Source organism: Ureibacillus chungkukjangi (assembly GCF_044795995.1).
In the GTDB taxonomy this organism is placed as follows: Bacteria; Bacillota; Bacilli; order Bacillales_A; family Planococcaceae; genus Ureibacillus; species Ureibacillus chungkukjangi.
Genome location: NZ_CP085009.1, coordinates 283,340 through 295,969, shown reverse-complemented (window position 1 = coordinate 295,969; position 12,630 = coordinate 283,340). Strand labels below are relative to the sequence as shown.

Below are 12,630 nucleotides of genomic sequence, written 5' to 3'. Positions count from 1 at the left end.
TTAACTTTGAGGAGGACTTTTTGGAAAAATAAAAAGCCCTCTTCTAAGAAGAGGGCTGCATAGCTGCAATTTTTCCTCCCCTTATCTCTCAGATCTAATCAAAAATCTGTAGGAATTAGCACCTTTGCGTAAAATACGCCGGTTGCTGGGCATCGTAGGGCCTAGTCCCTCCGCCTCTCTGGATAAAGGTATTTGATTTTATGTTCCATCGTTAAAGCTACTATAAAGTATAGTAATCTACTATGTCAAGTGTACTTTTTAATTTTTCTAATTTTTTCGATACTTCCTTTATAATCTTAGAGTATATTGTTATAAAGGGGATTACTGGAAGGGGTTTTTATTTTGCTTTATGCTAATATTATTGTTTTGTTGGCAGGTTATCTTCTGGGCTGTGTTCATGGCTCTAATATTGCTAAATTATTATCTGGCGTTAACTTAAAAGAAGTTGGACATGGAAATGCAGGCGCTTCTAACGCTACCCTATCCTTGGGCTGGAAATACGGTATTCTAGTTGCTTTAATTGACATTGGAAAAGCGATTGCGGCGATTGTATTAGTCCGCCTTTACTTAAATAACATGGAGACGTTCACTACTGAACAAGCTTCTATATTACTCTACCTAACTGGAGCAGCAGTCATTCTGGGGCATAACTTCCCTATTCACATGAACTTTCGTGGTGGAAAAGGGACGGCATCTTTGATTGGTATTTTTATCGCCCTAGACTGGAAATTGGGGTTAATTGGGGTACTCGCTTTTGTAGCCGCTTCACTTATAACAAATTATATACTAATTGGTGTTTTTGTTTTATATATAATATTCGCTGTAACTGCGCTTTTAATGGAGCCAACCATTTGGCCGTTTATAATCTCATTGACTTTAATTTTAATTGCGCTCTTTCTTCATATCGAGAACATTAAGCGTATGCGCCACGGTACGGAACCAAAAGTTACTGCGGCTTTTAAAAAGAAGTAATCAGCGGTAACGTTTCTATTGAATGTAGCTCCCTTTTGTGTGACTGCCGTTAAGGCTTTCTTCACAAAAAAAATACAATCTCTCATGTATCAAACGAGAGATTGTATTTTTGTAAAAATTTTTAAAATATACTAAGATTGCCTTATAGGGTACTTTTGCTCTGTAAGGCTTAAAACATGCAATTTTTGGGGAGGAAATGAAATGTCAACAAAAGGATTATTACGTAGTCATTCATCTGTAAGAAAGTATACAGGTGAAGCTATTTCAAAAGAGACAGTTGTAGATTTAATCAAATCTGCGCAAATGGCAGCTAGCTCACACTTTGTACAAGCATATAGCGTTGTTTGGGTTACAGATGAAGAAAAGAAACAAAAACTAGGTGAGCTTTCAAAAAACGATTTCCAATTCCAAACAGCTGGTGCTGCTTTTCTATTCTGTGTAGACTTTAAACGTCTTCAGGTTGCGGGACAAAAACACGGTGTCGACATTGTTGCTGATAGTGCCGAGAACGTGCTAGTGGGAATTGCAGACGTTGGCATTTTTGCTCAAAACTTTGTAATCGCTGCCGAAGATGCAGGCTATGGTATTTGTTATATTGGCGGTGCTCGTAACAATCCGCAGGAAATAAGCGAGCTATTTAACTTACCTGACTATGTGTTCCCTCTCTTTGCGATGACAATCGGAACACCAACAAAACGAAATGAAACGAAACCACGTCTTCCAGTAGAGGCTATTCTACACGAAAATGGGTATGACGTTAAAAAATACGATACGTTACTTGATCAATACGATACAACAATGGAAGAGTACTACGCTAGCCGTAGCTCAAATCAAAAAATGGCTAACTGGACGAAACAAATGGCCGACTTCCTTGTTGAACAAAGAAGACCACATATTAAAGAATTCCTAGCTACTAAAGGCTTCAACTGGAAATAAAATAAAGAGGGTGACACCAAAGGCAATTTAACCAATTGCATTGGTGTCGCTTTTTTATTAAGTGCATGGGAAGATTTTGTGTAGAGTGGAGCAGAATCTAGCGACTTTTTGCCATAATCTAGCCAGTTCGAGAAATATTCTAGCCACTTTTCTTAATAATCTAGCCACTCTCTCCATTAATCTAGCAACTTCAAAATTTCCGCCTAAAACTCACCCAACTTGCACATAAAAGCCCAAACCAGGTGAGGTTTGGGCTACTATCTAATTTACTGTGTGACAATATCTTCAATCATAATTTCTTTAACAGGAAGGAATTGCTCTTTCGTCGCATAATACGTAATTACGACATGGTCACCTTCTTGCAGATAGATTGCTAATGGTGCATTCTGTGAGCTAATTGTAAAGTTTTGCCCCGTGTTTAGCAGGAACGACACGACTGTGTAATCACCGACACGTTCCTTATAGACACGAAGTACATCGCCGGAAATGGTAGCTTCCTCAGAATTCGAAGTACCATCCACCGTTCCACCACCACGACTTAGGGCAGTTCGATATTGCTTCAACGCATCGTTTGGTGTTGTACCAAATGCTGAGATTTCAGGATTTGCAGCCGAAACAATAAAGTAGTTTTGCAGGAATCCATTCGAATCTAGAACCGGTGCTAGCCAGCTTGCTTCTCCGTAGAAGTTATAAAGAATTGGCATTTCGCCTTCCCATTCTTTTTCGATGAATTTCTTTTCAATGATATCTAATGCCCCTCTTGAATCCATATAAGATTCTTCAAGGTTACCTGTATAATATGTGGATTCCCCTGAGCGAGCATCTGTTAAAGCATACCCTAGCATCGAGTCCACTCCCTCTTTCGGACTTGTAAAGTCTGTGAAGTAATACATTTCGCCATTCTCATTAAAGATTGGACTTACATTTGCTTCAGTTCCTTCATCTGAAGGCAGCTTCACATCTTTTTTACCGAATACACTATTCCAAAAACCGTGTATATAGTTTCCGAAATAGCTGTTTTGAAGACTAACCGATTCTGGAGAAACCGCGCCATCTATAAATTCAGGTACTTCATCTAATGTTAGTACTTGAGAGTCTCCTGTTGCTGCATCAACCATCACGATTCCTTTTACATCGAAACCATTACGAGCAGAGATAAATTCTCCATAAGAACGAATATAAAATGGTTTCCCTTCATCATCCACCTCAAGCTGCGGATCTCCATAGAAGATCAAGGTTGGATTTGCTAAGCGTATATGACGTTCAAGATTTTTGTTTAAATAGGCAGAGGGTACATAAGTCATCTCTGATTTTACAAATTTCGGATTATCTGTTGAATCTGTTGCGCTCATCGTGAAATAACCCGGAGTTGTTTTTCCGTTAAACCATTTGAAAAGCCCTGAAAACTCAACTGGTGCAATATAAACATATTCCCCATCCACTTTTTGAATTTGTAAATTTCCAAGCTCATAGTAGCTTGTATTTGGTACTTGCCCAAAGGCTTTTTTCATCTTATTTTGTGCAAAGCGAGGAGGGACACTTGCTGGTGTTTTTGTTTCATCGAAAGGTTCAATTTCAACCTGTTCTTCCTTTTGAGCAGATTCATACTTTTTATCTGCATTAAAGAACGGTGCACTAAACATATAGCCAAGCAGAAGTATGCTTGCTAAAAACAAAAATCCTTTAAGAGTTTGTTCTACTCCCTTAGAAACCAGCGCCCCTATTAAAGTAATAACCGGTAATACGTATGCGAAAACTGTCCAATGCAGATCGATTTTTGTAATATAAATGATTGTAAAGCCAATGACAAAGCTTGCGATTAGGACAAAGATAAACGAATTTAAAAGCTGCTTATTTGTTATTTCTCCTTTTTGTACCTTCTTTGTAAGTGGGACAATCAGAATTGTAGTAATGACCGAAGCAATTAACGCCATTATTAATGTTTGAGTCAATTGAACCCTCCTTTCTCTTATATTTGTTCTACGGAATAGCTAACCATATAGTTTCATAAATATAATAAATCCTTACTTTTCTGAAAAATGAATAGACAATATTACACTTAGTTGTTAAATTCTATAAAAGGAGTGGTGCATTTGTTACGGAAAATACTTTTAGCTCTCATTATTATTTTAGGCTTGTATTATGTTTTCTTTATTAATACCATTAGTGAACAATTTGTTATGTTCTTCAAATTACTGCCCATGGTACTAATCATTTTATTAGCAATACTAACCAAAGCTGAAAATGTTATTCCTTATAAATCACTGATTATCATTGCTCTAATTTTTTGCGCCTTAGGAGACTATACGATTCAATGGTTTATCATTGGTCTTATTTGTTTCTTAATTGGCCATTTGTTTTATATTCGTGCTTTTTTAACAGCTAAAGAAACAATTGCTCCCCTATGGATTACCATATGCTTAAGCTTATATGGTTTAGCCATGATGATTTGGATTGGTGGCTCTCTCATAAAAGAGGATAATATGATTCTGGCGATTGCAGTCTTTGCTTATATGATTATCATTTTAATAATGGGCTGGACTTCCTTTAGAGCTGGGTCAAAGCTTGCAATTCTTGGTGCCTTCTTGTTTATCATTTCGGACTCAATTCTAGCAATCAATAAATTTATGTTCCCAGTGGAATATTCTCATCAGCTAATTATGCTGACTTATTATAGTGCACAAATTTTAATAGTTTTAAGTATCCCAAAATATTCCGCTATTCGAAGCAAAGTGATACAATTATAACAACCAATCTGTTAGGAGGCTTTATATAATGAAAGAACAAGTGATTGAACGATTAATTCGCTATGCAAAAATCGATACTGAATCAAATCCTGAAAGCTTAACTACCCCATCAACAGAAAAACAATTCGATCTATTAAACGTGTTAAAAACTGAACTAGAAGAAATCGGACTAACAGAAGTTACTCTGGACGAAAATGGATATTTATTTGCCACTTTACCTGCCAATACAGATAAAGAAGTTCCAACAATCGGCTTTTTAGCCCATATTGATACATCACCTGATTTTTCAGGTAAAAACGTTAAACCTCGTAGAATCGACAATTACGATGGTGGAGATATTCAGTTAAATGATGAGCTTACTATGTCTCCTAGCTACTTCACTAACTTAAAAAATTATGTTGGGCAAACTCTTATAACAACGGATGGTACTACACTTTTAGGTGCTGACGATAAAGCCGGAATTGCTGAAATTGTAACGGCTATGGAATACTTAGTACAGCATCCAGAAATCAAACATGGCAAACTGCGTGTGGCTTTCACTCCAGATGAAGAAATCGGCCGTGGTCCACATAAATTTGACGTAAAAGCCTTCGGTGCTGACTATGCTTACACAATGGATGGCGGTCCACTTGGTGAATTACAATTTGAAAGCTTTAATGCTGCCGGCGTTAAAGTAACAACTCGAGGAACAAGTGTACACCCTGGTTCTGCAAAAGGAAAAATGGTCAATGCCATTACATTAGCTATTAAATTCCAAAATTCGATGCCTGTAGATGCTGTCCCTGAAAAAACAGAAGGCTACGAGGGCTTTATCCACTTGATGAGCTTTAATGGACATATCGAGGAAGCAAAACTTTCATATATCATTCGTGATCATGATCGCGAAAAATTCGAAGCTAAAAAAGCACATTTCCTTGAAGTCGAAAAAATGGTGAAAGAAAAATTCGGTGAAGATGCTATCACTGTAGAAATTGAAGATCAATACTACAACATGCGTGAAAAAATCGAACCGGTAAAAGAAATTGTTGACATCGCTTATAAAGCAATGGAAAATTTAAACATATCACCAATTGTTGAACCAGTTCGCGGCGGTACAGATGGCTCTCAATTATCTTACATGGGCTTGCCTACCCCTAATATTTTTGCAGGTGGCGAAAACATGCACGGTAAATTTGAGTTTGTATCCGGCGAAACAATGGAAAAAGCGTCACAGGTTATTTTAGAAATTGTTCAATTATTTGAAGCACAAGGGAAATAAAATAAAACTTGCGAAGTGGGAACAAAGCCTTACTTCGCTCTTTTTTACATTTAATATATCAGAATATTAAGTCACCTATCATCAAGACTACTCAAATACACTTGTGACAGAGTTAAATTTGGTATGGAAGTAGGTTATTAGTTTGAAGGAAATTGCCTTAGGTATACTTGCAAGCCTGTTTTTTGCAGTTACATTTATCTTAAATCACTCGATGGAATTAGAAGGTGGCAGCTGGCTATGGAGTGCGTCTTTACGTTATTTCTTTATGCTCCCCTTTCTACTAGTCATTGTGCTTTCGCGTAAAGGGTGGCAACCACTCACGAAAGAAATGAAGGCTCAGCCAACAAAATGGCTGCTTTGGAGCTTTGTCGGCTTTGTTTTATTTTATGGACCGCTCACTTATGCAGCTGCCTTTGGTCCAGGATGGATTGTTTCTGGAACCTGGCAATTTACAATTGTAGCTGGTGTTTTACTCGCTCCGCTATTTATAACTGTTGTTGGGGATAAAGCCATTCGACAAAAAATCCCTGTCATTTCTCTATTAATTTCAATAGTTATTTTACTAGGGATACTACTTATACAAATTCCTCAAGCACAATCGGTCTCTTTTGAAACCTTGATGCTTGGAATTTTACCAGTTATTGTGGCTGCCTTTGCCTATCCTTTAGGGAACAGAAAAATGATGGAGGTTTGTGGTGGCAGACTGGATACTTACCAACGAGTGCTCGGGATGACCATCGCCTCTTTACCAGCATGGATCATCTTGGCTGTTTACGCCCTATTTACTGTCGGACTTCCATCTGGGTTCCAAGTGTTCCAGTCATTGATTGTCGGGATTAGCTCTGGAGTAATAGCAACGGTTTTATTCTTCATAGCTACAGATCGCGTTCGAGATAACCAAGGTAAGCTAGCAGCAGTAGAAGCTACTCAATCGACAGAGGTATTATTTGTTATTATTGGTGAAATGGTGTTACTAAGCGTTCCCCTGCCGACGCCGGTTGCTTTGATAGGTATTGGCGTTATTATTATCGGGATGCTATTGCACAGCTATCATACGATGCAGCTTTCAAAATCGGTAGAAAAAAAAGAGGCCGAGCTTCAACATTGAAGCTCGACCTTTTTCGCGCCTAAACGTTCTAAATAGGGGGGAAGAACGTTTGACTTTATTTTGGAGAAAAGCACTTATCACAAAAGTAATAAGGTTTTTTATTCATATGATAATGATAATCGTTTTCAATTAGAGAGTCAACTATTTGCATAAATTTTTAGAAAACTTTTTTTAGGAATGTCTTAAGCTTCGACGATACTGAAACTGTTTTATCTGGAAGAAGATAAAACAACCAACACAAAAGCCTAATATAGCAATAAAAGATGCAACTGCTACCATGATTGTAAATACGTAACCTAAAATCGTCCATCCAGCGATAAAGCTAATAAGCCCTCCTGCTAAGCAAAATACTGCAATACAGGCATTGAACTTTTGCTGTGTTATGTCTTCAGGGATATACTTCTTCCCTTCTTTTATAAGAAATACTCTAGCGATTTTCATAATCGGGTTATAGTTAAACAAGATGCCCATCAAATTAGCTACAAGAGGAATTGCTAATAGCCATTCTGCTCCTGTAATCCATGTTAAAACGACAGAAAGGAAAATTGTCCATTGGTTTGTTCTTACTAATGGTCTAGGTATTGACGGTATTTGTGCCATTTATAAAACCTACTTTTCTTATTAGTTTTATATATTTTATTATGATTAAGGATTTTTGTATAGCGAAATCAAAAATCTTCATCAAATTTCTTGATAGTGTTATAGTTAATGTAAAAAATGAAGGTGAAATAAATGCCTGCTCTGACTTATGATCAAATACGTGTTTTAAATTCATTTGGTGTCTTTACTGAGAATCCTGATCGCCCATTATTTACACTAGAAAATTTACATAAGGATTTTTATTTAACGGATTTTCGTAACTTGATGATGGGGATTACACAAGCGAGTACGGAAACAGCCGCAGTTTCCCACTTCAGTAGACGCTATGGAATGTTCATGGCCATGCAGTTTTATATGCTTTCTATGTACGACGAAATTTGGGATGGCAAAAAGGTAGATGTTCGCTTCAGTCTCATTAATGAGTTCGGGGTGAATACTCTTGGTACATTTATAACGCCAAATGATTATCGCTTTGTTGAGGATAAAGAACGTGAGTATGTAATTAGCAAGCTTTTATATCAATGCCATGAAGTATTTCAGCAATTCCGAAAAACTACTTCAATTTCTCCACTTACATTATGGGAAAATCTTTTCGGCTATATGCTTTGGAATTATTATGAACAGCTTGAAAATCCATTGCTAGCAGACCGTGCCTTTGAGGATTTAGAAATTCTGGAGGGCACAAAAGCATGGCAGCTCTTCTCCAACAAATCCTGGTTTTATCAATACACTGACGGCAAAAACCCTGCCGACCTTATCAATAAACCATTAAGAAAAAGCTGCTGCTTCTCAAAAGACATTCCAGGCTTAATGCACTGTGAATATTGCCCGATGAAGTAAAGTAATCTAAAAGCAACCAAAAAATAAACAGTCTTTAGTAGGTTAAGTGACGTACATGGACTGTTTATTTACTGGTTTCATAAGCCAATTATCTTAAGTTTGAAGAGCTGATTTTTATAAGCTCGCTCACTGCCTTGCTTATTTCTTTATAGTGAGTCCAATGAAGATAATGATGCCCCTCTAAAATAACAATCTTACTAGCCGGGGAATTAGATAGCTGCGTTTCATAAAAGGTCACGCTGTTTTTCCCATTCGTGGTTTCCTTCTCTTCTTTAGTCGTGAAAAGTAAAACTGGCATACTAGAAGGAAATTTCATATTAATCGTTTTTCTAATATTATTCTCTATCTCATTGGTCTCATTTACAACGGTTTTGTTATAACCCTTCCATGCAGAAATCGCCTCGGTCATTTTTTGATTTTCTTCGGAATAGGTGCCATCCACAGCAATCGGCAAAAATCCTTCTGGATCAATATTTAGTGCGAATCTTGCAATTCCAGTAGGTGCTACATAGCTTAAGATTTCAGGCATGGTAGGTGCTGTTTCATCAAAATAATCCAACGCCTCTGGCAATGTAGGGTCGATTCCCACAATGGCTTTTACTTCCTCAGGATATTTATTGGCAAAATACATACTATAGATTCCAGATATCGAATGGGGCATTAAAATATACGGTCCTGGTAAATTCGATTTTGTTAAAGCTATTCTAATCTCCTCAACTATATTCTCAACCGTTCTTTCTTTGTTTGTTACATCGCTCCACCCATATCCAAATGGCTCTACCACTACTACCTTGTTCGTTTTTGCCATTTCATTTATTAAAGGTTCAAAATCCAGAACAGGCGCTGCTGTTCCAAGCCCGCTCAATAATACTACTGTATTATCACCATTGCCCTTCGTATAAATGTGCATATTTTCACCATTTACATCTACTAATTCTCCGATTGCTGGATACTTTTTTTGTTCGTATGCAGTCATCAAATTACTTCCCATTACCCATATCAATAGTGCTGCGACAATAGCTAAAATAATAATCCTAAGCATCTTCCAAAATCTAAATTTCTTTTTAGTTTTCATTTTCTCTAGTTCCTCTGCTCATTTGTCTATTAATTCCATTTTATCGCAAGAGCAAAACCCCTAGTAATAAACCTGAGCAGTATTTTAGACTAGTCCTTGAGACTTACATTTTCTAAATTTGCACCCTTCCCACCATTAACAGTTTTAATAGCTATTAGTCCTAATATAAAGAAAGCAAATGAAGCAACTAATCCGACTGGGCGAATAGAGGAGAATTCTGAAGCTAAACCTGTTATTAGCGTTAATGAAATTATTAAAGCTGCTTCGATGACACTAAAAATGCTTATAAATCTTCCCATCATGTTCGTGGGTATATTATCTTGGAAGTAAGTGAGATAGCCAGTATTTCCAAACGTAACTGCAAGCCCTATTATGAATACAGCAAAACTGGCACTAACAAAGCCGTTAGCTCCATAAAACAAAACATAGCCAATTGAAGTAAATATTGTTCCGAACCCTATTAAACCAGTAACTGCAAGCTGTTTTGAAAATACTATATTTATAATTGAGCTTAATATTATTCCTGCACCAAATATACTTAATAAAAACCCATAATTAGTATCAGATATGGAAAGCACTTTTTTGGCAAATGCTGCCTCAAGAGAATCTATTGCTGTCATAAATATAATTGTGCCACTGAATAATAAATAGATCCTAGTGATATAGCTATTTCTCTTACTGAAATTAAAAATCACTCTAAAATCATTTACTACCATACCCCAAGTGGAGCCATTTACCTTAGTTTCTCTGTGACTTGAATCTACATTGGGGAGCATCATGAGAATAAGCACTGAACAGAATAACGCCACTGCATTCACATAGATAGCAGTATAAGGAGTTCCCATCCAAAATAAAAGTCCAGCAATGGATGGGCCTATTAATGAACCACAGGAGTTGAGAAAACTTCTTAGGGCATTAAAGCGTTGGCGAGCCTCTTCAGGTATCAGTTTTGTCATATAAACCATTGATGTTGGCTCAAAAATAGCACTTCCAATATTTATCAAAAATGCGAGTACATACATATAGATTAGTGACGGTGACAATGGGATTAACGCTATACAGAAGGCTCGGAAAAAATCCAACAACATCATAAGTCGACGAGTATTTATCCGATCAATTAAACTGCCTGACCATACATTAGAACAAATAGTTGCGATGGGACCCAGCATATACAACAAGGCAATCGCAAGTGGAGAACCGGTTTCATTCAATATAATTAAATTGAGAGCAATGAGGTAAACCCACCCACCAACATTAGAAATTCCGATTCCCCCTAATAGCAAGAAAGGATACTTCCATTTAGACATATACACCACTCCGATTTTATTTTTTTACATTAGAAAAACAAAACTCGACCAGTATAGGTCGAGTTGATGTCTTTTCTTATGCGGATTTCCTTTAAAACTTATACATTCCAATCCGCAAATAAAAAAACTCACCCCCAAGATATTTATCTTGGGGGCGAGTCTTGTCGCGGTGCCACCCCAGTTCACCTCCACATTACTGCAAAGGTCTTATCGAGTACGGCCCTGTGAATACATCAAATTGCGATACTCTATCTCTTTAACGTGAGAATACGTTGCATCATCATTGCTCTAAACGAGCAAATCCATTGCACAGCTCCAAGTCTTGTTTCAACAAATTTCCTATCCCTCTTTTTCAGCTGACAGAGGTCTCTGCAGATAGTACATCTGTTTACTCTTCTTTTCATAGCCTTTATATAGTTTTTTATATTCTAAATTATTTACAAATAAAAACCAACAACAAAATGGAATTTTTGGTAAACTTTAATGCCACACTACTTTATAGACTTTGCATGCCTCCTTGCAAATGTAGAAGGAGAAAACGTTACTTTATATCTCTCTTTAAGTTCATTTTTCACTCTGTTTGCAAGCTTTAATCCTTGTATATTGTGTGCTTCTTCAAGTTCAACTCCATTTGAAACGATTTTATCATTTTCCCAATCAATCCACTCTCCATATTTTAATATCCATTTTGTAAGTTCTGACTGTAGTTCAATGGAAATTGGAACATATAATATTTCAAAGTTACAAGAACATTTATTACACCAGATTGCATCAGCGCCAATATCCGCATCTACCTTTAAATCATAAGTTTCGTCACATTTACATAAATCTTTCATTTTAAATGTGCCTCCCTTTTCTTAATTATAGATATGGTATCTATAGTTTTTTTGTCCATCCTTTAAAATAGTCATTTATTCTATCCCTGAACCTACAATATACGTGCACTCTTACCATCCATTAATTTGAAATGAATTTTAGCAGTACTCCCCCATTCAATATGTTTAGGAATCCCTGATACATCTAGGATTTCATTTACTTTAACCGACCTTTTTTCATTCGCTTCTATTGTTAAATTATATGGTCCAGCTAAATTCATGAGCGACTCCATTCGAACGGCATCAGCCATCACATCTGAATCTAAAAATTCTAATTCGAATGACACTGCTTCATTGCTATGATTATGTAGTATGAAATTGCATTCACCTTTTAATTGTTCTTCTCCTATTGATTCAAAATGGCATTCTCCATTGCCATCATATGAAATAGAGTCTATGCCACTTGCTAAAGTTTCTTGGTACAATGTTATGAGAATGAGTGGAGACAATCCATATAAGACGGCAACGATTGCTACCGTTCTAAAACGATATCTCTTTAAACCTAATACGATTAAAAACAATGCTATTATAAATAAAATGGACCCAATAATTCCAAACAGAATATATCCATCTTTATAATTGATAGGGAACGTCATAAATTGCGATCGGGCGCCTATTTTCTCAGCATCTGAAATTGAAAAAGTTAAATATAAACAGATACATAAAAGCATGGCCGCACCAATAAGCGCTTCTTTACTTCTAATCATCTTTTTATTCACCACCTCAATATTAATATGCGATTATGCCAATTCAACGCTAATGGTCATATAACTCACTGTATTATTTTACCATCATTATTCTTTAAAGAAAGAAGCTTTCGTTACAGAATTGGCATAATAATTTCCCGGATCGAATTTAATTAAAGAGTTAAAATTTAGAACTGATTTTTTACTTATCCATTTGACTTTTCAT

At 36.5% G+C, this 12,630-nt stretch carries 12 protein-coding genes, 1 riboswitch and 1 other annotated feature; of the genes, 6 read left to right on the top strand and 6 right to left on the bottom strand.

Translation table 11 applies throughout. The features are described from left to right. Positions 1-78: 78 nt before the first annotated feature. A riboswitch (SAM riboswitch) is annotated at positions 79-189 on the bottom strand. A gap of 153 nt (positions 190-342) precedes the next feature. Both LG296_RS01435 and nfsA read left to right on the top strand, forming a co-directional pair. Further along, positions 343-972, top strand: a complete 630-nt coding sequence (locus LG296_RS01435) for a glycerol-3-phosphate acyltransferase (RefSeq protein ID WP_251401941.1) — start codon at positions 343-345, stop codon at positions 970-972. A gap of 201 nt (positions 973-1,173) precedes the next feature. Then, positions 1,174-1,908: an oxygen-insensitive NADPH nitroreductase gene (gene nfsA / locus LG296_RS01430; protein WP_251401939.1), complete on the top strand. Its 735-nt coding sequence runs from the start codon at positions 1,174-1,176 to the stop codon at positions 1,906-1,908. Positions 1,909-2,174: 266 nt separating this feature from the next. On the opposite strand, the gene LG296_RS01425 is transcribed toward nfsA, so the two are convergent. After that, positions 2,175-3,860 (bottom strand): hypothetical protein, encoded by a 1,686-nt coding sequence (locus LG296_RS01425; protein WP_251401937.1) that lies wholly within the window; start codon positions 3,858-3,860, stop codon positions 2,175-2,177. A 141-nt stretch (positions 3,861-4,001) separates the two neighbouring features. Between LG296_RS01425 and LG296_RS01420 the strand changes: the two genes are divergently transcribed. The 3 genes from LG296_RS01420 (at position 4,002) to LG296_RS01410 (ending at position 7,021) form a co-directional block, all read left to right on the top strand. Next, positions 4,002-4,655, top strand: coding sequence for a lysoplasmalogenase (locus LG296_RS01420; RefSeq protein WP_251401935.1), 654 nt, complete (start codon positions 4,002-4,004; stop codon positions 4,653-4,655). Between the two features lie 28 nt (positions 4,656-4,683). Then, entirely contained in the window at positions 4,684-5,913 is a 1,230-nt protein-coding gene (gene pepT, locus LG296_RS01415; protein ID WP_251401933.1) for a peptidase T, read from the top strand. A gap of 142 nt (positions 5,914-6,055) precedes the next feature. Next, entirely contained in the window at positions 6,056-7,021 is a 966-nt protein-coding gene (locus tag LG296_RS01410; protein WP_251401920.1) for a multidrug resistance efflux transporter family protein, read from the top strand. Between the two features lie 171 nt (positions 7,022-7,192). Here the strand turns inward: LG296_RS01410 and LG296_RS01405 are convergent, their stop codons facing one another. Further along, positions 7,193-7,621: a DUF4395 domain-containing protein gene (locus LG296_RS01405; RefSeq protein ID WP_251401918.1), complete on the bottom strand. Its 429-nt coding sequence runs from the start codon at positions 7,619-7,621 to the stop codon at positions 7,193-7,195. Between the two features lie 132 nt (positions 7,622-7,753). On the opposite strand from LG296_RS01405, the gene LG296_RS01400 reads away from it, so the two are divergent. Beyond that, positions 7,754-8,461: a Fe-S oxidoreductase gene (locus LG296_RS01400; RefSeq protein WP_251401916.1), complete on the top strand. Its 708-nt coding sequence runs from the start codon at positions 7,754-7,756 to the stop codon at positions 8,459-8,461. Positions 8,462-8,549: 88 nt separating this feature from the next. Here LG296_RS01400 and LG296_RS01395 read toward each other — a convergent pair whose 3' ends face one another. From LG296_RS01395 to LG296_RS01380, 4 genes are all read right to left on the bottom strand, one after another. Beyond that, positions 8,550-9,536 (bottom strand): alpha/beta fold hydrolase, encoded by a 987-nt coding sequence (locus LG296_RS01395; RefSeq protein WP_404427264.1) that lies wholly within the window; start codon positions 9,534-9,536, stop codon positions 8,550-8,552. Between the two features lie 89 nt (positions 9,537-9,625). Next, a complete protein-coding gene (locus LG296_RS01390) occupies positions 9,626-10,843 on the bottom strand; it encodes an MFS transporter (protein WP_107936947.1) in 1,218 nt (405 codons plus the stop codon). A gap of 147 nt (positions 10,844-10,990) precedes the next feature. After that, positions 10,991-11,256 (bottom strand) — a binding site (T-box leader). 78 nt (positions 11,257-11,334) lie between these two features. Next, positions 11,335-11,679, bottom strand: coding sequence for a hypothetical protein (locus LG296_RS01385; protein ID WP_107936949.1), 345 nt, complete (start codon positions 11,677-11,679; stop codon positions 11,335-11,337). Positions 11,680-11,771: 92 nt separating this feature from the next. Continuing rightward, a complete protein-coding gene (locus LG296_RS01380; RefSeq protein ID WP_107936951.1) occupies positions 11,772-12,425 on the bottom strand; it encodes a hypothetical protein in 654 nt (217 codons plus the stop codon). Between the last annotated feature and the right edge of the window lie 205 nt (positions 12,426-12,630).